The 23,054-nt window shown below is 71.5% G+C and carries 23 protein-coding genes; 7 read left to right on the forward strand and 16 right to left on the reverse strand.

The window, feature by feature from the left end; genetic code table 11:
* Positions 1-106 precede the first annotated feature (106 nt).
* The 9 genes from AB0A95_RS27520 to AB0A95_RS27560 all read right to left on the reverse strand — a co-directional run bounded on the left by AB0A95_RS27520 (position 107) and on the right by AB0A95_RS27560 (position 9,029).
* Positions 107-964 (reverse strand): lysophospholipid acyltransferase family protein, encoded by an 858-nt coding sequence (locus AB0A95_RS27520; protein WP_357558694.1) that lies wholly within the window; start codon positions 962-964, stop codon positions 107-109.
* 247 nt (positions 965-1,211) lie between these two features.
* Positions 1,212-2,288: an NAD-dependent epimerase/dehydratase family protein gene (locus AB0A95_RS27525; protein ID WP_357558637.1), complete on the reverse strand. Its 1,077-nt coding sequence runs from the start codon at positions 2,286-2,288 to the stop codon at positions 1,212-1,214.
* 115 nt (positions 2,289-2,403) lie between these two features.
* On the reverse strand, positions 2,404-2,505 hold the full coding sequence (locus AB0A95_RS27530; RefSeq protein ID WP_007465623.1) for an AURKAIP1/COX24 domain-containing protein: 102 nt from the start codon (positions 2,503-2,505) through the stop codon (positions 2,404-2,406).
* Between the two features lie 215 nt (positions 2,506-2,720).
* Positions 2,721-2,930: a helix-turn-helix domain-containing protein gene (locus AB0A95_RS27535; protein WP_110563213.1), complete on the reverse strand. Its 210-nt coding sequence runs from the start codon at positions 2,928-2,930 to the stop codon at positions 2,721-2,723.
* A gap of 230 nt (positions 2,931-3,160) precedes the next feature.
* Positions 3,161-4,345 carry an ABC transporter permease gene (locus tag AB0A95_RS27540; RefSeq protein ID WP_357558638.1) on the reverse strand — a complete coding sequence of 395 codons (1,185 nt, stop codon included), beginning with the start codon at positions 4,343-4,345 and terminating at the stop codon, positions 3,161-3,163.
* Complete coding sequence (locus AB0A95_RS27545; RefSeq protein WP_357558639.1) at positions 4,342-5,283, reverse strand: ABC transporter ATP-binding protein; 942 nt, start codon at positions 5,281-5,283, stop codon at positions 4,342-4,344. The genes AB0A95_RS27540 and AB0A95_RS27545 overlap by 4 nt, the downstream gene beginning before the upstream one ends.
* Complete coding sequence (locus AB0A95_RS27550) at positions 5,280-6,671, reverse strand: efflux RND transporter periplasmic adaptor subunit (protein WP_357558640.1); 1,392 nt, start codon at positions 6,669-6,671, stop codon at positions 5,280-5,282. Before AB0A95_RS27550 ends, AB0A95_RS27545 begins: the two co-directional genes overlap by 4 nt.
* A 42-nt stretch (positions 6,672-6,713) precedes the next feature.
* Positions 6,714-8,006, reverse strand: a complete 1,293-nt coding sequence (locus AB0A95_RS27555; RefSeq protein WP_357558641.1) for a hypothetical protein — start codon at positions 8,004-8,006, stop codon at positions 6,714-6,716.
* A 102-nt stretch (positions 8,007-8,108) separates the two neighbouring features.
* Positions 8,109-9,029 (reverse strand): proline dehydrogenase family protein, encoded by a 921-nt coding sequence (locus AB0A95_RS27560; protein WP_357558642.1) that lies wholly within the window; start codon positions 9,027-9,029, stop codon positions 8,109-8,111.
* A gap of 107 nt (positions 9,030-9,136) precedes the next feature.
* On the opposite strand from AB0A95_RS27560, the gene AB0A95_RS27565 reads away from it, so the two are divergent.
* The 3 genes from AB0A95_RS27565 to AB0A95_RS27575 are packed head-to-tail and all read left to right on the forward strand — an operon-like array spanning position 9,137 to position 11,183.
* Positions 9,137-9,409, forward strand: coding sequence for a hypothetical protein (locus AB0A95_RS27565; RefSeq protein ID WP_357068307.1), 273 nt, complete (start codon positions 9,137-9,139; stop codon positions 9,407-9,409).
* Between the two features lies 1 nt (position 9,410).
* On the forward strand, positions 9,411-10,577 hold the full coding sequence (locus AB0A95_RS27570) for a glutathionylspermidine synthase family protein (protein ID WP_357558643.1): 1,167 nt from the start codon (positions 9,411-9,413) through the stop codon (positions 10,575-10,577).
* 18 nt (positions 10,578-10,595) lie between these two features.
* Positions 10,596-11,183 carry a CGNR zinc finger domain-containing protein gene (locus AB0A95_RS27575; RefSeq protein WP_357558644.1) on the forward strand — a complete coding sequence of 196 codons (588 nt, stop codon included), beginning with the start codon at positions 10,596-10,598 and terminating at the stop codon, positions 11,181-11,183.
* A 33-nt stretch (positions 11,184-11,216) separates the two neighbouring features.
* Here AB0A95_RS27575 and AB0A95_RS27580 read toward each other — a convergent pair whose 3' ends face one another.
* Together AB0A95_RS27580 and AB0A95_RS27585 are read right to left on the reverse strand one after the other, a co-directional pair.
* Complete coding sequence (locus AB0A95_RS27580) at positions 11,217-12,023, reverse strand: sugar phosphate isomerase/epimerase (protein WP_357558645.1); 807 nt, start codon at positions 12,021-12,023, stop codon at positions 11,217-11,219.
* Between the two features lie 75 nt (positions 12,024-12,098).
* A complete protein-coding gene (locus AB0A95_RS27585; protein ID WP_357558646.1) occupies positions 12,099-13,043 on the reverse strand; it encodes a Ppx/GppA phosphatase family protein in 945 nt (314 codons plus the stop codon).
* A gap of 80 nt (positions 13,044-13,123) precedes the next feature.
* Here AB0A95_RS27585 and AB0A95_RS27590 point away from each other — a divergent pair, with 80 nt between their 5' ends.
* Positions 13,124-13,921, forward strand: coding sequence for a hypothetical protein (locus AB0A95_RS27590; RefSeq protein ID WP_357558695.1), 798 nt, complete (start codon positions 13,124-13,126; stop codon positions 13,919-13,921).
* A gap of 199 nt (positions 13,922-14,120) precedes the next feature.
* Here AB0A95_RS27590 and AB0A95_RS27595 read toward each other — a convergent pair whose 3' ends face one another.
* Together AB0A95_RS27595 and AB0A95_RS27600 are read right to left on the reverse strand one after the other, a co-directional pair.
* On the reverse strand, positions 14,121-14,804 hold the full coding sequence (locus AB0A95_RS27595) for a response regulator transcription factor (RefSeq protein WP_039906992.1): 684 nt from the start codon (positions 14,802-14,804) through the stop codon (positions 14,121-14,123).
* Between the two features lie 22 nt (positions 14,805-14,826).
* The gene (locus tag AB0A95_RS27600; protein ID WP_357558647.1) at positions 14,827-16,110 is read right to left on the reverse strand and encodes an ATP-binding protein; all 1,284 of its coding nucleotides are present in this window, start codon (positions 16,108-16,110) and stop codon (positions 14,827-14,829) included.
* Positions 16,111-16,314: 204 nt separating this feature from the next.
* Between AB0A95_RS27600 and phoU the strand changes: the two genes are divergently transcribed.
* Positions 16,315-16,968, forward strand: coding sequence for a phosphate signaling complex protein PhoU (gene phoU, locus AB0A95_RS27605; protein WP_357558648.1), 654 nt, complete (start codon positions 16,315-16,317; stop codon positions 16,966-16,968).
* 52 nt (positions 16,969-17,020) lie between these two features.
* Here the strand turns inward: phoU and AB0A95_RS27610 are convergent, their stop codons facing one another.
* Positions 17,021-17,788, reverse strand: a complete 768-nt coding sequence (locus AB0A95_RS27610) for a phosphoglyceromutase (protein WP_357558649.1) — start codon at positions 17,786-17,788, stop codon at positions 17,021-17,023.
* A gap of 152 nt (positions 17,789-17,940) precedes the next feature.
* On the opposite strand from AB0A95_RS27610, the gene AB0A95_RS27615 reads away from it, so the two are divergent.
* Entirely contained in the window at positions 17,941-19,215 is a 1,275-nt protein-coding gene (locus tag AB0A95_RS27615; RefSeq protein ID WP_357558650.1) for an MFS transporter, read from the forward strand.
* 75 nt (positions 19,216-19,290) lie between these two features.
* Positions 19,291-20,559 (forward strand): MFS transporter, encoded by a 1,269-nt coding sequence (locus AB0A95_RS27620; protein ID WP_357558651.1) that lies wholly within the window; start codon positions 19,291-19,293, stop codon positions 20,557-20,559.
* 372 nt (positions 20,560-20,931) lie between these two features.
* Here AB0A95_RS27620 and AB0A95_RS27625 read toward each other — a convergent pair whose 3' ends face one another.
* Positions 20,932-21,888, reverse strand: coding sequence for a hypothetical protein (locus AB0A95_RS27625; RefSeq protein ID WP_357558696.1), 957 nt, complete (start codon positions 21,886-21,888; stop codon positions 20,932-20,934).
* 626 nt (positions 21,889-22,514) lie between these two features.
* On the reverse strand, positions 22,515-23,030 hold the full coding sequence (locus AB0A95_RS27630; RefSeq protein WP_357558652.1) for a YbjN domain-containing protein: 516 nt from the start codon (positions 23,028-23,030) through the stop codon (positions 22,515-22,517).
* Between the last annotated feature and the right edge of the window lie 24 nt (positions 23,031-23,054).

Raw genomic sequence — 23,054 nt, forward strand, 5'->3', positions numbered from 1 at the left:
GGCCTTCCTACATCACTACAATCACCACCGACCCCACACCGCCACTGGCGGCCTACCACCGATCACCAGGTTGACCAACGTCCCTGGACAGCACACCTAGGACGCGTTATGGGCCGAACGGGTCGGGCCGCCGCTCCAGCAGCGTGTGCACTGTCTGCTGGATCGTCTCCCGCACCTGGTCGGCGAGGTTGAAGACCACGAGCGGGTCGTCCGCCGAGTCGGTCAGGTGCGTGGTGGGGATCGGCGGACAGAACTCGATGAGCCACTTGCTGGGCAGCGGCACCATCCCCAGCGGCCCGAGCCACGGGAAGGTCGGGGTGACCGGGAAGTAGGGCAACTTGAGCAGTCGCGCCAGCGGCTTGATGTCGGCGAGCATCGGGTAGATCTCCTCGCCGCCGACAATCGCGACCGGCACGATCGGGGTGCCGGTGCGCAGCGCCGCCGACACGAAGCCACCCCGCCCGAACCGTTGCAGCTTGTACCTGTCGGCGTAGAGCTTGCCGATGCCCTTGAACCCCTCGGGGAACACCCCGACCAGGTCGCCGCCGCCGAGCAGCCGCTCGGCGTCCGGGTTGCAGGCCACAGTGCCGCCGGTCTTACGGGCGATCTCGGACACCACAGGCATCCGGAAGACCAGGTCGGCGCCGAGCAACCGAAGATACCGGTGGGCGGGGTGCTTGTCGTGCAGCGCCGCCGAGAGGATCAACGCGTCCAGCGCCACAGTCCCCGAGTGGTTGCCGACCACCAGGGCCGGCCCGTCGACTGGCACATGTTCGAGGCCGCTGACCTCGGTGCGGAACCAGTCCCGGTAGAGCAGCCGCAGCAGGGGGTGGAAGACCGCGTCGGTCAACTCCGAGTCGAACCCGAACTCGTCGACCTCGTAGTCGCCGGAGAGACGCCGACGCAGAAAGGCCAGGCCGTTCGCGACCTTGCGGTCCCAGTGGTCCCCCGGTCGGTCCGGCACCGCCGGCCCGGTGCCACCCGGCGTGCCGACCCGGCCGCCCGGGGCCGCGTCGGCGGGCTCGTCGGTGGCCGCGGTGTCGACCTCGTCGGCCGGCGTCGGCGTCGGCGCGACCTGGGCAGCCGGTCGGTGTCCGTTACGCCGCGCCGGCTCCACGTCCACCACCGGCGGCTGCTGCGGTACGTCGAAACGCCCGACCCCCTGCGGGTCGCGCCCCTCCCCCGGCCCGGTCACAATTCCCCCGACCCGGTCATGACGACCGCTCCCGGACCACGGACCGGACCTGCCGGATGCCGTCCAGGACGAGTTGCTCGGCGGCGGCCAACTGCGCCCGCGTGACCACCACCCCACCGTGGTGGGCGCGAATGAAGTCGTCGAACGCCGCGGCGGTGGAGCGGGGCGTGAAACCGTACTCCTGCTCCAGCCGGCTGGTGTCGACCACCCGGCCGTGCACGAAGAGGTCGACCTGGTCCAGGCCGTAGCGGCCGAAGCCCATCGTGCGGGCCAACGCGGCGGCCCCGGAGAGACCAGGCTCCAACACCGGCACGGCGACCCGACCGGCCCTCCGGATCGCCTGGGACAGCGACAGCACCCCCGGACCGGCGACGTTGTAGGTGCCGGGGTGGTCCTCCACGATCGACAGGTGCAGCACCTCCAACGCGTCGTCGAAGTGCAGGAACTGTAGACGAGGGTCGCGGCCGAAGACGGTCGGCACGAACGGCTGCGCGAAGTAGCGGGTCAGCGTGGTGTCGGCGGTCGACCCGATGAACGGGGCGAAGCGCAGCACCGTCGCTGTGACGTCGGACCGGCGGCGGCGGAAGCCACGGACGTACCCCTCAAGGTCGAGGATGTCGCGGCCGAAACCGCCACGCGGCACCTCGCGGGGCTCGGTCTCCTCGGTGAAGACCGCCGGGTCCCGGAACGACACCCCGTACGCGGCGGTCGACGAGCGGACCACCAGCTTGCGCAGCCGGGGTGCCCGTTGGCAGGCAGCGAGCATCTGCATGCTGCCGATGACGTTCTGGTCCTTCATCGCGGACCGGCCGCCGTGCTGCGGATCGGGGGAACTGACCAGGGCGAGGTGCACTACGGCATCGACGTCCAGGTCGGCGAGGAGGTCACCGAGCGAACCGGTGTCGACGCGGAGGCGTTCGACCCGGTCCAGGAGATCGGTGAACTCGGTGCCGGAGTCCGGGGCGTCGACACCGATGACCCGTTCGATCCGCGGGTCGGCGGCCAGTCGGGCCGCCACGTGGGCACCCAGGTAACGACCCACTCCGGTGACGAGGACGACCCCCGGAGCACCTGAGGTGCCACCGGGGGTCATCTGACGCACCTACCCCGGCAGGAAGGACCGAGCCGGGACGACCACGGCCTGATCACCTGAGCCTCCGGGGGTCGACAGTTTGGCAAGTGACACCGGGCTCAGCGCCCGGCGGCGATCACTTGCCGAGACGGCGACGCTGGACGCGGGTCTTGCGCAGCAGCTTGCGGTGCTTCTTCTTAGCCATGCGCTTACGGCGCTTCTTGACCACCGAGCCCATACGACAGCCTTTCGATACAACGTGCGGGGCGGACCGGATGACACCACGCAGGTGGCGACGGCGACCGCTTGCGGACAACGGACCGGACCAGTCTGGGCGGCAGGACACCCCGGTGGGGTCTCGGTCGGGGTCCAGGGTAGCCGCAGGGCCTCAGCCGGACCAACGCGCCCCCGTCGATGCCGGTTAGGGCGGCACCGGGAGGGCGGAGCGGTGGCTCAGGCGGTCTCTTGGAAAGCGCCCCGGAGATATTCGTGCACCGCATGCTCGGGCACCCGGAATGACCGGCCGACCCGGACGGCGGTGAGCTCACCGCTGTGCACCAGGCGATAGACAGTCATCTTCGACACCCGCATCACCGTCGCCACCTCCGCGACGGTCAGGAACCTGACCTCCGACAGCCGCCCGTCGGACTGTGACCCGGCCATGGCTCACCAACCCATCCCATGCCCGGCGCGTGCCAACCCGACGGATGCTCCGGGTCGGGCGGCGACGCGCGTGTTACCAGTACGGTAGCGGGGCGGCTGTGACCGGCGCGATCCCTTCGTACAACTGATCATGTTTATCCTCGCCGTTCACCCGATTCACGCTCCCGAAATCGCCCCGCCCGTGCCCGCCGTCCGGATCGGCACCGACGCCCGGCTGCCCCCGACGCTGCTTACTCGGCGCGGAGCGCGACCACCGGGTCGAGTCGGCCGGCGCGCTGCGCGGGGACGACTCCGAAGACGATGCCCACCACCGCGGACACCCCGAAGGCGAGCGCCAACGACCACCAGGTGATCGCGGCGGGGATCGGCGACAGCGCGTCGATCAGCAGGGCGGTGCCCACGCCCAGCGCCATCCCGGCCAGCCCACCGATCGTGGTGAGCAGCACCGCCTCCAACAGGAACTGCACGCCGATGTCGCGCGGGCGGGCTCCGACGGCCTTGCGCAGCCCGATCTCCCGGGTCCTCTCGCGAACGCTGACCAGCATGATGTTGGAGACGCCGACCCCGCCGACGAGCAGGGAGATGCCGGCGATGGCCGCCAGCACACCGGTGAGGACGCCGAGGATGTCGCCGAGAACGCCGAGGATCTGCTGCTGGGTGACCGCGCTGAACTCGGTGTCCGGGTGCCGGCGGTTGAGCTCGGCGACGATCCGCTCGCCCAGCTCGTCGATCCGTTCCCGGTCCGGGGCCTTCACGGCGATGCCGTCCACCCGCTGGGTGCCCCAGAGCCGCTGCGCGGCGGTCACCGGTACGTGCACCTCGTCGTCCCGGTCGACGCCGAGGCTCTGCCCGAGGGGCGCGAAGATGCCGATCACCCGGAACCGCACCCCGGCCAGCGTCACCTGCTGGCCGAGCGGGTCCCGGTCGGGGAAGAGCGTGCTGGCCACCGAGTCACCGAGCACCGCCACCCGTCGGCTGGTGTCCACGTCGGTGCCGCTGAGGTAGCGGCCGCGGGCCAACGACCGTGTGAACACCGTCGGGGTGGTCTCCAGCACCCCCTGGACCGTGGTGAAGTCGGAGCGGGCGCCGGCTCGCGCCGTCGCTCCGGAGGCGACGGTGACCGCCACCAGGTCGGGGTCGCCGACCACCCGGCTGACGGCGTCGACGTCCTTGAGGGTCAGCGGCGACACCACCGGCGCGTTGCCCACCTCGATCCGGCCGGGGACGACAAGCAGCAGGTTGGAGCCGAGGCCCTCGACCTGCTGTTCGACCTTCTGCTTGGTGCCGGTGCCGATGGCCACCAGCAGGACCACCGAGGCGACCCCGATGATCACCCCGAGCATTGTCAGCGCGCTGCGCAGCCGGTTGGCCCGCAGGGCGTCCAGCGCGACCCGCCACGCCTCGGCGACCCTCACGCCGCGCCTCCCGGCCGCTCGACCTCGACCGCACCGGAAGCGGCATCGCGCGGAACAGCATCGCGCGGAACAGCCTCACCCGGGGCCACGTCGCGCGGAAGGCGCCCGGTGGCTCCGGCGGCGCCACCGGAGCCACCGGACGGGTGCCCCGGGCCGCTTCCGGACGCGGACCGGGGCTCCGCGCTGGGAGCGGAGACAAGTGTCGCAGGTCGACCGGGATCGACGGACAGCGGTCGATCATGAGGGGTGGCGCTGTCCGCGACGACCACCCCGTCGCGCATCGTGATCCGGCGTTGAGCTCGGGCCGCCACCTCCTGGTCGTGGGTGACCATCACCAGCGCCACCCCGGACTCCACGTTCAACTGCTCCAACAGCTCCAACACCGCCGCGCCGGTAACGCTGTCCAGGTTGCCGGTTGGTTCGTCGGCCAGCAGCACCGTCGGCTCGGTGACCAGCGCGCGGGCGATCGCCACCCGTTGCTGCTCACCGCCGGACATCTGGTTGGGCCGGTGGTCCAGGCGGTGCCCGAGGCCGACGCGGCCGAGCATCGCCGCCGCCCGCGCCCGACGCTGGCGTGCCGGCACACCCCGGTAGACAAGCGGCAGGGCCACGTTCTCCACTGCCGAGGTACGCGGCAACAGGTGGAACGCCTGGAAGACGAAGCCGATCGTCTCGTTGCGCAGGGCGGCCATGTCCGGCGGGGCGAGGGTGTTGACGTCCCGTCCGCCGATCACCAACCGGCCACCGGTCGGCCGGTCCAACCCACCGAGGAGGTGCATGAGTGTCGACTTGCCCGAGCCGGACGGGCCGACCAGGGCCACGTAGTCCCCCGGTTGCACGACAAGCGACACCCCGCGCAACGCCTCGACGGACACCCCGTCGAGTTGGTACGTCCGGGAGACCTCCACCGCCTCGATCGCCGGCGGGGCGCCGGTCACCGCACCTCCTGGCCGTCGCGCACCTGGTCGGTGCCGCGCACCACGATCCGGTCGCCGGGCTGCACGCCGTTGAGGATCTGCACCAGGTCCGACCCCTGGACGCCCACGGTGACCGCCGCCCGGTCGGCCCTGCCGTCGCGGACCACCCAGACCGCGTCGCGGCCGTCGGCGGAGAACACCGCCGAGGCGGGTACGGTCACCGCGTCGGCGGCCTCGCGTACCCGTAGGTGCACTATCGCGTTCATGCCCGGCCGGGGGCTCGGTGCCGGCTCGTCCTCGGCCAACTTCCCGGCGCCGAGCGCGAGGCGCACCCGGTAGCTCACCCCGCCCTGGGCGGAGTTGGTGGGCAGCACGTCCACCGAGCGGACCGTCGCCTCGTAGCTGGCGCCGCTGACGGCGTCCAACTCGACGGTGGCGGTCACGCCGGCCCGCACCAGCAGCACATCTGTCTCGTCCACCTCGGCGAGCAGGCCCAACTGCCCGGTGTCCACCACGGTCAGCACCGGTGTGCCGGCGGTGACCTGGGCGCCGACCGTGACCGCGTCGTCCACCCCGGCGGGCGGCCCGCCCTGGCCGGGCGTCAGCACTGACGGGTCGATGCCGGCCGCCTGGGCGCCACCGGCCTGCTCCAACAGCCCGGCGAGGCCGCCGGTCGAGCCGCCGCCGGCCCGGGTGCCACCCGGCTGCACGACACCGGCGATCGGGGCGCGCAGGGTCAGCGCGTCGACCGCCGCCTTCGCCAGGTCGTACGCCTGCTGGGCCTGGAGCCGTTGCGCCGCGGACAGCGCGCCGACGGCGGAGCTCAGCCCGTTGATCCCCCGCTGCACCGCGCGGACGGCCTGGTCGGCGCTGCGCGCGGCGGCGGAGTACTGCCGCTGCGCGGAGGTCACCTGGGTCAGCAGAGCGTCCCGCAACTGCGGGTCGGCGATCTTCTCGGCGGCCTTGCGGCCGGCGTCGAACGCCTCGTCGGCAGCCTTGTCGGTACCGCGTCGACTGCTGGTCAGGTCACCAGTGGAGACACCCCGACCGGCGCGCTTCGCGGCGGTCAGCGCCTCCTTCGCCTGACGCAGCCGCTGCTGGGCCGAGGGCGAGTCGACCACGGCGAGGATCTGACCACGTCTGACCCGCTGCCCAGGCTGGACACGCAGGCTGGCCAGAGTGCCGTCGGCGGGAGCGGTGAGCGTGGCGGCGGCCCGGGCGGTCACCGTCGCCGGGGCGTCGATCACCTCGCTGACCTGGTTGCGGGCAGCCGAGGCGAGCGCCAGGTCGGGGTCTTCGTCGCCGCAGGACGCGGCGGTGGTGGTGATCAGAACGGCGACGGCGGTCAGGGCGACGAGCAGGCGAGGCCGGATGGTGCGGCCCGGCCGAGGTGACTGAGGGCGGTGCACCCATCGATGGTACGGCGGGCCGCCACGCCGTCCGCGGACCCGTCAGGCGGCGGCGGCGCGCACGTACGCGACGCACTCGTCGTGCAGCGTCGACCACTTCTCGCCGAACGCCTCCTCGGCGGCCGCCTCAAGGGTCTTGCGCTCGTGCACCACGGCCTTGAAGAAGGTGAGTAGCCGCTGTGGCCCGTACCTGTCGACGAGGTGCCGGACGGCCAGGTAGCCGACGCCGTAGCTGCCGCCGACCTGCTCGGCGGAGGCGTCGTCGGCCGGGTTCACACCGGACAACTGACCGTCCCACTTGGCCTTGACCAGTTTGCGCACCTCGGCGAGCCCCTCGTACCTGTCGACCGCCTGGCCGCCGGTGCCGGCGAACTCGGCCAGCCCTTCCACCAGCCACCAGGTGGTCTTGCCCGGGTAGCCGCGCTCGGGCAGTGAGGCCGCGTGGGTCAGCTCGTGCCGGAGGAGATCGTCGGTGCCGCTGCTGGGAAGCCCGTCGGCGTTGAGCACCACCTCGTGGTGGCCGCCCCCCACTGTCACCGCGTAACCGCCGGTCCACTCCGGTCGGTCGCCGCCGTACCAGTGCTTCCACTCGGCGCGGCCGGCGTAGAAGATCCGGTAGCGGTCCGGTGGCGACGACCCGGCGACCACGTATCCGTCGGCGACCTTGGCCGCCGCCTCGGCCTGGGCGAGCAGGCCGGGCAGTTTGCCGCGCAGCGGCCGGGTGGTGGCGACGATGGTTCGCGCGCCGACGGACACGACCAGGTCACTGACCTCCCACGGTCGGGTGCCGGTCTCCACCGACTTGGACTCCTCCATGGCGATCAGCCGGGGCTGGTCGCCGTTCTCCCGCCAGCGGGTGCCGATCAGCACCGGGCTCGGGCGGCAGTTCGGTGCGACGAAGCAGTACTGGAAGCGCACCAGGAGCCGCCACTCCCCCGGCTTGCCGACGATCGGCGCGGGCAGGCCACTCGGCTCGGCCCGCCAGACTGTCACCTTGAGCCCGCGTAGCGCGGCGAAGCGTCGGCGCAGATCGGTGTGCGCGGCGGGCTCGGCGACGGCGAGGAAACCAGCACTGTCGCCGCCGAGCAGCGCCGTGGACTGCCGGTCGAGCTGGGCGGTCATCCGGTCGGCCAGCTCTCGGGCCATTGCGGTGGCCGGATCGTCGGCCGTCGAGGCACCGGCCCGACTGATGGTGGACCGGGCGCCGTTCTCCCGGATCACGCCGGCGACGAGCAACGCCGGCAGGCCGCAGCCCAGCAGCAGGAGGACCACCACGAGCACCGTCCACAGCGGCCAGAGCCGCCGTGGTGCCGGCTGCCGCACCCCGTCAGTCACCCGCCGAAGGGTACGACCATCCGGTGGATGGGACGAGGCCGCCCCCGGGCCGGCGGTGCCCCCGGAAAGGTCGCCGCCGGCCCGTCGGCCGAGCCGGAGAGGCTACTTCTTGGAGATCAGGGCGCGGCCGAAGAAGACCAGGTTGGCCGGGCGCTCGGCGAGCCGGCGCATCAGGTAGCCGTACCACTCGTCGCCGTACGGGACGTAGGTGCGCACTGTGTAACCCTCGGCGGCCAGGCGGGCCTGCTCCTCCGGGCGGATGCCGTAGAGCATCTGGAACTCGAAGCGCTCCGGCCCCCGGTCGAACCAGCGGGCCCGGTCCTCGCCGATCGCGATCATCCGGGGGTCGTGGGTGGCCAGCATCGGGTAGCCGTCGCCGGACATCAGGATGTTCATGCAGCGCACGTACGACTTGTCCACCTCGCGGGCCGACTGGTACGCCACCGACTCCGGCTCCTTGTACGCGCCCTTGCACAGCCGCACCCGCGACCCGGCCGAGGACAGCTCCCGGCAGTCCGACTCGGTCCGGCGCAGGTACGCCTGGAGCACCGCGCCGGTCGACGGGAAGTCCTTGCGCAGCTTGCCCAGCACCTCGAGCGTCGAGTCGGTGGTGGTGTGGTCCTCCATGTCCAGGGTGACAGTGGCGCCCGCCGCGTCGGCCGCCGTGCAGATCGCCCGCGCGTTGTCGTACGCCAACTGCTCGTCGAACATCTGCCCGAGGGCGGAGAGCTTCACGCTCACCTCGGCGGCCGGGGTGAGCCCGGCGGCACCGAGCATCTTCAGCAGCCTCAGGTATTCGTCGCGGGTGGCGACGGCCTGTTCGGGGGTGACGGTGTCCTCACCGAGGTGGTCGAGGGTGACCGCGAGACCGTCGTCGACGAGCCCGCGGGTCGCGCGCAACGCGTCGTCGGTGGTGGCGCCGGCGACGAACCGGCGAACGACGTCCCGGGTGTACGGGGCGGTCGCGACGAGCCGCTCGACCTGGGTTGACCGGGAGGCGGCGAGGATGACGGAACGGAGCATGAACCGAGCGTATCGCCCCTGCCAGGGGGCCCGCCGAGGGGCGGGGAGGCCCGCCTCCCGGCGGGGGCGGGGCGGCGGCGGTGGCGCCCATCGGCTACAACGATGCCGTGGACCCACGCCCCCGCCGCCGGCTACGGTCGGCCTCCGTGCAGCTCGGCGCGCTCACCGCTCTCGCGCTCGCCCTCTCCGGCTGCAACATGACCTCGGACGACGACGATGACGACGACTGTGCCCTCGGGCCGGTCGGCGGCGGCGACACCGTCGCGCTGGCGATGCGGGTCCCCGACCCGGCCGCCGGCCGCGCCGCCCCGGAGCCGACCACTGCCGCGCTGCCCGACCGCGGCGGGTTCGGCACCCACCTCGCCTCCTGCGGCGGCTGAGGTGCGCCGCGAGACGGTCGAGCCCCGACCCGACTGGGACACCACCATCCGGGAGCAGGGGCTCGTCTACGTCGACACCGAGCTGCCCGACGGCGAGATCATGTCGTACTGGGACGAGACCGGGGCGTACGCCTTCGACCTCGACGAGGTGTTGCGGCTGGAGGAGGCCACCGAGGAGCTGCACCGGATGTCGGTGGCCGCCGCCGAGCACGTGGTGGCACAGCGCCGCTACGCCGAGTTCGGCATCCCGGACTGGGCGGCCGAGGCGGTGGCCCGGTCGCTGCGGGAGACGCCACCCACCCTCTACGGGCGCTTCGACCTGGCGTACGACGGCTCGTGGCCGCCGAAGATGCTGGAGTACAACGCGGACACCCCGACCGCCCTGGTCGAGGCGAGCATCATCCAGTGGTACTGGCTGGAGCAGACCCGGCCCGAGCTGGACCAGTGGAACAGCCTGCACGAGCGGCTGGTCGGCGCCTGGGCCAAGATCGCGGCCGGGCTGCACGACCCACTTGTGCACGTGCTCTGGTCGAACGAGGAGGAGTCCGGCGAGGACCACATGACCGCCGGTTACCTGGCCGAGACCGCCCGACAGGCCGGCCTGGACGTCGCGTTGCAGCCCATCCAGAAGATCGGCTGGGACGGCCGGCGCTTCCTCGACGCCGTCGACCGCCCGGTGACCACCTGTTTCAAGCTTTACCCGTGGGAGTGGATGTTGGCCGAGCCGTACGGGCCGCCGGCCCTGGCCCCGGGCACCCCGACCACCTGGATCGAGCCGGCCTGGAAGCTGCTGCTGTCCAACAAGGCGCTGCTCGCCGTCCTGTGGGAGCTGTACCCCGACCACGAGTACCTGCTCCCGGCGTACCTCGACTCGCCCCGCGGCATGACGGAGTACGTGGCCAAGCCGCTGCTCGGCCGGGAGGGCGGTTCGGTACGCATCGTCACCGCCGAGCAGGAGATCACCAACCCGGGGATCTACGGCGACGAGGGCTGGTGCTACCAGGAGTTCCGGGCGTTGCCGCAGTTCGCCGGCAACCGGATGGTGCTGGGGAGCTGGATCGTCGACGGCGAGTCAGCCGGCGTGGGAGTGCGGGAGAGCGCCAGTCTGATCACCGACGGTTACGCGCGTTTCCTGCCGCACTACATCGACGCGCCGCGCACCCCGTGAGTCGTCTACCGTTGGGGTGTGAACTTCGACGCGTACGCCCGGACCGGCGTTGACCTGGTCAACGCCCGCCTGGACGACCTCGACGACCTGCGGGCCCTCTTCCCCGACGACAACGCCTGGATGCGCGACGAGGTCGCGGACCGGGACATCGCGATCTTCCGGCGGGCCCAGAAACGGTTGCGCGACGTCTTCGAGTACGGCACCTCCGGGCGCGACGGCCAGGCGGTCACCGAGCTGAACGCGCTGCTGGAGGCGTTTCCGGTGCAGCCGCGCATCTCCGGGCACGACTCCAGCGACTGGCACATGCACGTGACCAGCCGGGGTGCCTCGGTCAGCGCCGAATACCTGGCCGGCGCGGTCTGGGGGCTGTCGGTCTGGCTCTGCGAGTACGGCAGTGCCCGGTTCGGGGTCTGCGCCGACGAGCGGTGCGGCAACGTCTACCTGGACACGTCGTCCAACTGCTGCCGGCGGTTCTGCTCGGAGCGCTGTGCCACCCGCTCGCACGTGGCGGCACACCGGGCCCGCAAGCGGGCGGCCGTCGGTGAGCAGGTGACTGTCGCCGCGCAGCCGACCGCGGTTGCCGACTCGCTCTCGCCGGTGAGCTGACCCCGGCCACCGCCCCGTCGCGGGGCGGACGGGTCAGGCGTCGACCGGGGACGGCGCGGTCAGGTGCTGACGGGCAAACTCCAGCGCGGCGCGCAGGTCGGCCTCGCGCACCGCGCGGCTCTTCGCGCCCCGGGTGGCGACCTCCACCGCCACCGCCCCGGTGAAGCCACGCCCAGCCAGCGAGGAGAGCAGCTCCCCGCAGGGCTGGGTGCCGCGCCCGGGCACCAGGTGCTCGTCGCGGCCCTCGCCGGTGCCGTCACCGAGGTGCACGTGCGCCAGCCCGGCGCCCATCCGGTCGGCCATCTCCAGCGGGTCGCTGTGCGAGGCCGCGCAGTGCGACAGATCCAGGGTGTACGACGGGTAGCCGGTGTCGGTGGGATCCCACCCCGGCACGTACGGGACGAACTGTCGACCCGCCATCCGCACCGGGTACATGTTCTCCACGGCGAACCGCAGCCCGCTGAACCGGTCCGCGACAGTGGCCAGCCCCTCGGCGAAGTTGCGCGCGTAGTCGCGTTGCCAGCTGAACGGCGGGTGCACGACGACGGTCGGCGCCTCCAGCGTCTCGGCCAGCTCGGCGGCCCTGCGCAGCCGCTCCCACGGGTCCGGGCTCCACACCCGCTGGGTCACCAGCAGGCAGGGCGCGTGCACGGACAGCACCGGCACCCCGTAGTGCGCCGACAGCCCACGCAGCGCGCCCGCGTCCTGGCTGACCACGTCGGTCCAGACCATCACCTCGACCCCGTCGTAGCCGAGCGCCGCGGCCAGTTGGAACGCCGCCGCGGTCGGCTCGGGAAAGACCGACGAGCTGGACAGGAGCACGGGAACGCGGGAAGTCACGTCAGCCAGCGTAGCCCGGCAGCGCCGGCGCCATCGTGACGAGTGCCAGCAAACAGGCCGAAACCGGCCGCACGGTCAGATCGGTTCGAGTTGATCGAGTCGGCGGAGGATGACGCCCTCGCGCAGCGCCCACGGGCAGATGTCCAGTGAGCCCAGATCCAGCCGGCGCATCGCCGCCTCGGCGACCACGGCGCCGGCCAGCAACTGGTGTGCCCGGCCGGCGCTGACCCCCTCCAACTCCATCAACTGGGCCGGCGGGATGTGCCGGATGAACCCGATGACCTGCCGCAGACCCGCCCGAGTCAGGCTGCGCCGTGCCCAGAGCCCGGCACCGGAGGGCGCGGCGCCGGCCAGTCGGGCCAGGGTGCGGAACGTCTTCGAGGTGGCGACCGCCCGATCCCAACCCACCTCGGTCATCTGGTCGACGATCTTGTCCAGCCGCCCGTCCACGTACTCCCGGAGCTTCTCGATGGTTTCCGCCGACGGCGGGGCCGCGCTGCCCGGGTCGACCCGCAGCCTTTCCCGGGTCAGCCGACCGGCCCCGAGCGGCAGCGAGACCGCGACGTCCGGGTCCTCGTCGATGCCGGCGGCGATCTCCAGCGAGCCACCGCCGATGTCCAGCACCAGCAGCCGCCCCGCCGACCAGCCGAACCACCGCCGCACCGCCAGGAACGTCGACCGCGCCTCGTCCGCCCCGGAGAGCACCACCAGCTGTACGCCGGTCTCGTCCCGGACCCGGGCCAGCACCTCGGCCGCGTTTGTGGCATCACGCACCGCGGACGTGGCGAACGCGATCAGGTCGTCGGCCGCCAGGCCGGTGGCCGCCGCCTTGGCCATGCCCACGGCCTTGACCAGGCCGTCCGCACCTGCCTCGGTCAACGCGCCGTCGGGGCCGATCTGCTCGGCCAGCCGGAGCACCACCTTCTCGGAGTGCGCCGGCCACGGGTGCGCGCCGTGGTGCGCGTCCACCACCAGGAGGTGCACGGTGTTGGATCCGACGTCGAGGACACCCAGTCGCATGATGAGAACCATAGGTGCAACACGTTTGCGCGGCTCGCCGGCCTGCGGACGTCACCGCGCGTACGCTGGGCCGGGTGACGATGGAGCTCCGTGTGCTGGTGGACGACCCGGGCGATCCGCGCAGTCGCGAGGTGCCACTGGACTTTCCCCGGGAGTGGATCGAGTTCACCGATCCGGCCGACGAGACACACCTGATCCGCGCCGACCTGACCTGGCTGCTGTCCCGCTGGACCTGCATCTTCGGTAAGGGTTGCCACGGCATCATCGCCGGCCGCGCTGCCGACGGTTGTTGCTCGCACGGGGCGTTCTTCACCGACTCGGACGACGAGAAGCGGGTTCGCAACGCCGTCAAGCGGCTCACCCCATCGACGTGGCAGCACTTCCAGCGCGGCTTCAAGAACTGGACCGCCGAGGACACCATCGACGGCAAGAACCCGGCCCGCCGCACCGCCACCCAGGGCCCCGACGGTCCGTGCGTGTTCCTCAACGACGCCGACTTCGCCGGCGGGGGCGGCTGCGCTCTGCACGCCCAGGCATTGCGCGACGGGGTGCACCCGCTGGAATACAAGCCGGACGTCTGCTGGCAGTTGCCGATCCGCCGCGATCAGGACTGGGTCAAGCGTCCGGACAACTCCAAGGTGCTGGTCTCCACCCTGTCCGAGTTCGATCGGCGTGGTTGGGGTGCCGGCGGGCACGACCTCGACTGGTGGTGCACCTCCTCGACGGACGCGCACGTCGGCACCGAGCCGATGTACCTGTCGTACGCCCCGGAGCTGAGCGCGCTGATCGGCGCTGCCGCCTACGAGCGGCTGGCCGAGCTGTGCGCGGCCCGCACGAAGCAGGGCATGGTCGCCCCACACCCCGCCGACGAGCTGTGACGCTCCCACCCGGCGACGACCCGGCACGGCGGGACGCCACCGACTTCGGCGGCCTCGCGGACGAGATCATCGGACGCCACGCCGCACTACTCGCTCGCCTGAAGGGCGACGCCACGACTGTTGCGAACGAGACGCCGGGGGCCAGCGGGCAGCCCGAAGGGGGCCCACGTCGAACGCGGACCCCCTTCGGGTACGCCGATCACGGCTCGAACTTGTAGCCCAGGCCCCGGACGGTGACGATGAAGCGCGGCGCGGACGGCTCCGGCTCGATCTTGGAACGCAGCCGCTTGACGTGCACGTCCAACGTCTTGGTGTCACCGACGTAGTCGGCGCCCCAGACCCGGTCGATGAGCTGGCCGCGGGTGAGCACCCGGCCGGCGTTACGGAGCAGCAGTTCCAGCAGCTCGAACTCCTTCAGCGGCAGCTGCACGGCCCCGCCCTCGACGGTCACCACGTGCCGTTCGATGTCCATCCGCACCGGGCCGGCGGCCAGCGTCGGAGCGCCCGCCTCGGCCACCTCCGGGCTCTGCCGGCGCAGCACCGCCCGGATCCGGGCGACCAGCTCCCGCGGCGAGTACGGCTTGGTGACGTAGTCGTCGGCGCCGATCTCCAGCCCGACCACCTTGTCGATCTCGCTGTCCCGGGCGGTGACCATGATGATCGGTACGGCCGACCGCTGCCGCAGCTGGCGGCAGACCTCGGTCCCCGACATCTCGGGCAACATCAGGTCGAGCAGCACGATGTCGGCGCCGGTCCGGTCGAACTCGGTGAGGGCATCGGTGCCGGTCGCAGCGACCGAAACCTCGAAGCCCTCCTTACGGAGCATGTACGACAAGGCGTCGGAGAACGACTCCTCGTCCTCGACCACCAGAACGCGGCTCAACGGGGATTTCCTTTCATTGCTGTCAGACCTGCCGTAGCCCAGCCGGACCGGACTCGATCCCAACCGGCGGCAGTGTCGCCAGCAGGTCGTCCGGTGGGCTGGCGGGCAGCCGGAGGGTGAACGTCGATCCACCACCAAGAGTGCTCGACACCTCGACCCGTCCGCCATGGTTGCTCGCTATGTGTTTCACGATCGCCAGGCCGAGCCCGGTGCCGCCGGTGGCCCGTGAACGGGCCTGGTCGGCCCGGTAGAACCGCTCGAAGATCCGCTCCACGTCGGTGGGGGCGATGCCGATGCCCTGGTCGGCGACGGCGACCTCGACGTGCTCGTCGTCACCTCGCAGGGTGACCCGCACCGCGGTGTCCTCGCCCGAGTAGTTGATGGCGTTCTCCACCAGGTTCGCCACCGCCGTGGCGAGTTGGGAGTCGCTGCCGTACGCGGTGAGGCCCCGTTGGCCGTCCACTGTCACCTCGACACCCCGGGCGGAAGCAGTGGTGCGGGTCCGGTCGATCACCTCGGCGATCACCCAGTCCAGCGCGACGGGCTCGGGCGGTGGTTGTGGTTCGGCGCCCTGCAACCGGGTCAACTCCAGCAACTCCTGCACCAGCCGACCCAGCCGGGTCGACTCGTGCTGGATCCGCTCGGCGAACCGGCGCGCGGCCACCAGGTCCTCGGAGAGATCGGGCGCCGCCGCGTCGGCCGGCTCGGTCGCGTCCAGCAACGCCTCGGCGAGCAGTTGAAGCGCCCCGATCGGGGTCTTCAGCTCGTGGCTCACGTTGGCCACGAAGTCGCGTCGCACCCGGGTCAACCGGTGCGACTCGGTCACGTCGACCGCCTCCACCGCGATGAACCCGTTGCCCAGACCCATCGCCCGCAGGTGCACGCCGAGCGGGTTCTCCCCCGCGCTGTCGCGACCCCGGGGCAGGTCCAGCTCGATCTCGCGCCGCACCCCGGTGCGTCGCACCTGTCCGGCAAGGGTACGGATCAGCGGGTGCGCGGCGATCGAGCCGGGGGTGCTGCCGGTACGCAGAAGCCCCATCGCACGGGCGGCCGGGTTGATCAGCACCGGCACGTCGTCGTTGTCCAGTACCACGACACCGGCCCGGAGCGAGTCGATCGTCCGGCGGCCGAGCCCGGCCTGCTGCTCGTCGGCTATCGCGGGCCTCCCCCTGCTCCAGCGGGGGCTCGCGCCGCCCGTCGACGTGGAGCGACCGTCCCGCGCGGGCAGGAACCGGGGCAGCAGCAGACCGGCGGCCAACCCGGCCACCAACGCCACGGCCACCACGACCGCCACCGCCCACTCCACCCGGCGATCGTAGGGGCATTGTTAACCTGGCTACCACACAGAACGGGACGAACCACCCGCACTTCCAGAAGTGTTCACCCCCACGTCTGGCGTCGTTCACCGTGGTTCATCCGCGGTCCGCCCGCGCCCCATACCGTTGGCGTCGCACCTGCTCAACCCCCTGCGCCGGCACCCGTCGGCGGCGACCGACCACAGGACGTGATGATGCGCGACGAGTTCCGGGCCGACCTCCAGATCGTCAGCCAACTGCTGGTGGATATGGCGGAGGGCGTCCGCGCCGCTATGCGCCAGGCCACCCGGGCCCTGCTCACCGCCGACCGGCAGGCCGCCGAGACGGTCATCGAGCGGGACGCCGAGATCGACGACCTCTACCGACACGTCGAGGAGCGGGTCTGTGACCTGCTCGCCCGACAGGCGCCGGTCGCCTCCGACCTCCGGGCGATGATCACCGCGCTGCACGTGGCGGCCGATCTGGAGCGGATGGGCGACCTCGCCGAGCACGTGGCGAAGACCGCGTTGCGCCGGCACCCCTCCCCCGCCGTGCCAGCCGAGTTGCGGACGGTGTTCACCGAGATGTCCGAGATCGCCGACCGGATGGCCGTGAAGATCGGCTCGGTGCTGGCGAAGCCCGACGCCGACCTGGCCGGCGAGCTGGACCGTGACGACGACGCCATGGACGAGCTGCACAAGAACCTGTTCGCCGTGCTGCTCGGCGACGACTGGCCGTACGGGGTGGAGACGGCGATCGACGCCACCCTGCTGGGCCGCTTCTACGAGCGCTTCGCCGACCACGCGGTCAACGCCGGCGAGCACGTGATCTACCTGATCACCGGGCAGAGCACCACCTCGGCGACCTGATTCCCCGGCACGACGAAGGCCCCCGGGAATCCCGGGGGCCTTCGTCATCGGCTCAGCGGCCCTGGTTGGCGACCGCGGCGGCAGCTTCCTTCGCCGCCGTCGGGTCGAGGTAGGTGCCGCCCAGGGTGAGCGGGCGTAGCTGCGGGTCGAGGTCGTAGCGCAGCGGGATGCCGGTCGGGATGTTGAGCTTGGCGATCGCCTCGTCGGAGATCTGGTCGAGGTGCTTGACCAGGGCGCGCAGCGAGTTGCCGTGCGCGGCCACCAGCACCGTCCGGCCGGCCAGGATGTCCGGCACGATCGAGTCGTACCAGTAGGGCAGCATCCGCTCGACGACGTCCTTGAGGCATTCGGTACGCGGCATCAGCTCGGTCGGCAGCAGCGCGTAGCGGGGGTCGCCGACCTGCGACCACTCGTCGTTGTCGTCGATCGGCGGCGGCGGCGTGTCGTACGACCGGCGCCAGAGCATGAACTGCTCCTCGCCGTACTCGTCGAGGGTCTGCTTCTTGTTCTTGCCCTGCAGGGCGCCGTAGTGCCGCTCGTTGAGCCGCCACGACCGGCGCACGGCGATCCAGTGCCGGTCGGCGGCGTTGAGCGCCAGCTCGGCGGTGCGGATCGCGCGGCGCAGCACGCTGGTGTGCACGACGTCCGGCAGCAGGCCGTGCTCACGCAGCAGCTCGCCGCCACGTCGCGCCTCGCCCTCGCCCTTCTCGGTCAGGTCGACGTCGACCCAGCCGGTGAAGAGGTTCTTGGCATTCCAGTCGCTCTCACCGTGTCGAAGCAGGACCAGCGTCCCGACGGTGGGCCCTTCGCTCGCAGTCATGCGGATCATCCTGCCTCAACCGCCTCGGGGACACGCGGGCAGCCGTCGTGACGACCACCACGTGAAAAAGCGGGTGACCAGCGGATCACCCCGCCACTAGGGTTGTAAGGCACAACAGTCATAGCGGTCATTACTTGCAAGCGGGGCGCCGAATGCGGACGATGCGGAGTTGGTTCCGGGACACCACCGGCGGCCTGCCGACCACCTTCTGGTACCTGTGGTCCGGCACCCTGATCAACCGGCTCGGCTCGTTCGTCCTCGTCTTCCTCGCCATCTACCTCACCCAGGAACGCGGCTTCTCGGCCTCGCAGGCCGGGCTGGTGATCGGCCTGTGGGGTGTCGGCGGCGCGTTCGGCACCACCGCCGGCGGCACCCTCGCGGACCGGTGGGGCCGCCGACCGACGTTGCTCACCGCGCACGTCGGCGCGGCCGCCATGATGCTCGGCCTCGGGCTGGCCCGGGACCTCTGGGCGGTGGCGCTGGGCGCCCTGCTGCTCGGCATGTTCGCCGAGGCGGCCCGGCCCGCGTTCGGGGCCATGATGATCGACGTGGTGCCGGCGAAGGACCGACTGCGCGCCTTCTCGCTCAACTACTGGGCGATCAATCTGGGTTTCGCCTGCGCCGCGGTCCTCGCCGGCCTCGCCGCGCAGGCCGACTACCTGCTGCTCTTCGTTGTCGACGCCGGCACCATGCTGGTCACCGCGCTGATCATCTTCACCCGGGTGCCGGAGACCCGGCAGGCCCGTTCGGTCACCGCCACCGCCACCACCGCGGGTCCGCGCGGCGCACTGCGCACGATCCTCACCGACCGCGTCTACCTCGGTTTCGTGGCACTCAACCTCTTCACCGCGCTGGTCTTCCTCCAGCACATCTCGATGCTGCCGATCGCCATGGGCGACGACGGCCTGAGCCCGGCCACCTACGGCTCGGTGATCGCGCTGAACGGGATCCTCATCGTGGTCGGCCAACTCTTCGTGCCTCGACTGATCCGGGGTCGCAGCCGCTCCCACGTGCTCGCCCTGGCATCCGTGGTGATGGGCGTCGGTTTCGGGCTCACCGCGTTCGCCGGCACCCCCTGGTTCTACGGGCTGACGGTGCTGATCTGGACGGTCGGCGAGATGCTCAACTCGCCGTCCAACTCCACGCTGATCGCCGAGCTTTCCCCGGCCGAGCTGCGCGGTCGCTACCAGGGCGTGTTCTCCCTGTCCTGGCAGATCGCCGGGGCCAGCGCACCGATCCTCGGCGGCCTGGTGCGCGAGCACGCCGGCAACGACACGCTCTGGTACGGCTGCGCCGCGCTCGGCGTACTGACCGCCGTGGCCCACCTGGTGTCCGGCCCGGCCCGGGAGCGGCGGGCCGACGCGCTGCGCCGCTCCGGCGAGGCGCTGGCACCTGTCGACACCAGCCGGACGCCGCAACCCGCCTGACGACTGGCGCCGGGGCGGCCCGAGTTCCTACTCTGCACTCGAAACAGTTAAGAAAGCGAACTGTATGGAGGACGAGTGCACGGCCCGCGGCGCTTGTGGCACGACACCGCGGGCGGGCTTCCCGCCACCTTCTGGTATCTGTGGGCCGGCCTGCTGATCAACAGGGCCGGCGCGTTCGCCATGCTGTTCCTCTCGCTCTACCTCACCGACGTACGCGGCGCGAGCCTCGGGCTGGCCGGCACCGTGGTCGGCGCGTACGGGGCCGGCGGCGCGGCCGGAGTGCTCCTCGGCGGTGTTCTCGCCGACCGGTGGGGCCGCCGGGCGACACTGCTCGCCGCGCACCTGACCACGGCCGCCCTGATGGTGGCACTCGCCTTCAGCCAACCTCTGCTCCTGATCGCGGTGCTCTCCGCACTTGTCGGCGTGGTCCACTCGATGCCCAGCCCGGCGTTCGTCGCGGCGATCGTCGACGTGGTGCCCGCCGAACGCCGCTCCCGCGCGTTCAACCTCCAGTTCTGGGCGTTCAACCTGGGCATGGCGGTCGCCTCGCTGCTCGCCGGGGTGCTGGCCGAGGCGAGCTTCACCGCGCTGTTCCTTGTCGACGCCGGCGCCACAGTGACCGCCGCCGCGGTGATCGGCTGGAAGGTGCCGGAGACCCTACGGCTGGCCGCCCCACCCGCCGACAGCTCGACACCCCCGGCGACCCGGCCCCGTCGACCGGGGCTGCACACCGCGCTCACCGACCGCACCTTCCTGGTCTTCGTCGGGCTCACCTTCGTGCTGGCCGTCCTCACCATGCAGACGTCGACGATCATGCCGCTGGCCATGCGCGCGGACGGCCTGGGCCCGTCGGCGTACGGGCTCGTGGTGGCGCTCGGTGGCGCGCTGATCGTGATCGGGCAGCTGTTCGTGCCCCGACTGATCGACAGGCACCGCAAGGACGTCGTGCTGGCCGTCTCCACCGCGCTGCTCGCGCTCGGCTTCGGGGCGCTCGCCATCGCCGACGAACTGGCCGTCTACCTGATCGCCGCCGTGGTCTGGACGATCGGCTCGATGCTCGCCGCCCCGCCCAACGCGCAGATCAACGCCGACCTGGCCCCGCCACGGCTACGCGCGCGCTACCAGGCGGTCTTCTACCTGACGTTCCCGGCTGCGGCATTCGTCGCGCCCACCCTCGGCGGGGTGAGCCTGCAACACCTCGGTGAGGGGCACTGGCTGCTGGTGGGTGTGCTCGGTCTGGCGGCCGCGGTTGGGCATCTGCTCGCCGGACCACCCCGAGAGCGGCACGTCGCCACGCTGTGCCAGGAGCAGACGCCGTCGGCCGACCCGGTGCCGAGCGCCTGATCGGCGAAACACGGCAAAGCGCCCACCACGGCCCTGAGGTCGTGGTGGGCGCCCGCCGGTGGGGCCGGCGGCGGCGGGCAACACTCACCCCCGTAAGCGTCGCCCGCTCAGCCGCCGGTCCAAACAGGTGGGCACCGTCCCCCAACGGTAAGTCCACCCGTCCCCTCGCGCCTCGCCTGGTGCGCGGATCTGATCGATCCGCCGCTCCCCCGAACGTTTCCAAGCGTGGCGCGGTGCAATAAAGCTAGTTCGCCCAGATTCTGGATTCAACCCAGAACGGCTGTCTCGCCGGTCACAACTGACGAGTATCCGCTGCTCGGGCCTCAGTCTCTGGCAACAGCCGCGTACCCGTCAGCCATTCCCGCAAACACCTCAGCCGTCCTCCCGATCGGGCGACTCGGTCCGGAAAAAGCTGCTCTGCCGGCCGTCACGCAACTGTTCCTGATAAATCAGGTTCAGCCGGCGAAGGTCAAAGGTGTAGAACCACTCATCCCAGGTGATCTCGCGAATTCGGCTACTTTCCCGATAACCGGGGATGTTGAACGTCAAAACGCCCGCGCGGCCGTCCCGCTCGGTCCCCGCGATGGTAGCCGGCTTGGCCCCACGCTCCCGGGCCCAACGCTGGATCACCTCGTGGTTCGTGGTGATCAGGCTCCGCCCCGGCCGCTCCGGCCGATCCTGGACCGACGAGATGACCTGCGAGCTGCGGACCGACCGTCCGGTACCCCGCCCGGTCCGGATCCCACCTGTCGTCGTGCCACTGCTGACCGACGGGGTCGCCGCGCGCTTGGCGGGTGCCGCCCGCTTCGCCGTGGTGCGCTTCGCGGGTGCCGCCCGCTTCGCGGTGGTGCGCGTGGCGGGCGCCGCACGCTTCGCCGCCGGCCGCGCCGGTGCCTTCTTCGCCAGCGCCTTACGCGCGGGCGCGGTACGGGCCGTCGTCGTCTTACGCGCCGGCGACGTCTTACGGGCCGCCGCAGTCGTACGCGCCGGCGTCGTCTTACGGGCCGGCGTCGTCCTGCCGGCCGCCGTGGTCTTGCGTGCGGCTGCCGTCTTACGGGCGGCCGTCGACGTCGCCGCTGTCGTCCTCCTCGCCGCGGTCGCCTTCTTCGCCGGCGCTCTCTTCGCCGCCGCCGACTTCCGCGCGGCGGTCGCCTTCGTCGCGGCGGCCCGCTTCGCGGGCGCGCTCTTGTTCGCTGGCGCGGCCTTCGCGCGGCTCGACGCCGGTCTGGCCGCCGACTTCCTGGTGGCGGCGGCACGACCCGCCGACGCCCGGGTGCCGGTGGCCCGGCCCGTCGGGCCGGTGCTGCTGCGACCCGCGCCGGCCCGCATCGAGCGGACCAACTGTTTCACCAGGTCGGGCTTACGCAGCGCGGAGATCCCGGAGACCCCGCGTTTACGCAGTTGCCCGCGGATGTCGTCCACCCGCATGCGGGAGATCTCCGACTCGGAGACTCCCGGGGTACCCGGCGTCTGGTTGCCGGCCTGTCGCTTCGTCCTGGTCGCAGTCGCGCCGCGACCTGAGCTGTTCCGCTGAGCCATGGGACGCTCCGCTCCTTGACACTCCGTCCTCGGCGCGCGGGGGTCCCTCGCCGCACCGCGCGGTGCGGCATACCCGTCAGGAGCAGTCCGAACCTCCGACGACTCCCCATGATCGTGCTCGATCCAGGATCGAGTGGCATCGGCGCGGAGCGGGTTGGGCCCGGCCCGTCGATCATGGAGTTGTGGTGCCGACTTTGGGGGTTTTACGGTCGTTCTGCTACCCACCACAACTCCATGATCGGCGAGGCAGCACTGGTCGCGAACAGCCGCTCCACCTCACGCAACGGCGTTGTCGTCAAGATCCGCACAAGATCAGGGATGTTGCTGCCTCTCGGCTGCCGGAGGCAGCAACATCGTTGAAGTTGCGTAGATCTTGGCGCGGGGCGCCGGGTGCGGGGGGTGCGGGGCGCGGGGGGTCAGGCTGGGTCGGGACCGGAGCCGGAGGGCTCGAAGAGATGGGCGAACGCGGCCAGGTTCGCTGTCGACTCGCCACGCTTGACCCGCCACTCGTACTCGCGGCGGATCGAACTGCCGAAGCCGATCTCCAGCATCGTGTCGAACGACTCGTCGGCGTACGTGAGCACGGAACCGAGCAGCCGGTCCAACTCGTCGGCGTCCACGCCGGCCGGGTTGACCCGCCCGGTCAGGTAGACGTCGCCGACAGCGTCGGTGGAGAAGGAGACGCCGTACATCCGGGCGTTGCGCTGCAACAACCAGGCCCACAGCTCCTCGCGGCGCTCGTCCGGCTGCCGCATCACGAACGCCTCGATTCGCAGCGCGTGCTCGCCGACGATCAGGTTGCAGACCGTCTTGAGTTTGTGTGTGCCCGGCAGGGTCACCGCGTACGAGCCGGGGCCTGTCGACTCCCAGGCCAGCTCCCGCTCGGCACAGACCGACTCGATCAGGGTCTCAAGATCGCTCTTCGGGCTCACCGGACCCACTCTACGACCGACCCG

The organism is Micromonospora sp. NPDC049230 (assembly GCF_040647875.1).
In the GTDB taxonomy this organism is placed as follows: Bacteria; Actinomycetota; Actinomycetes; order Mycobacteriales; family Micromonosporaceae; genus Micromonospora.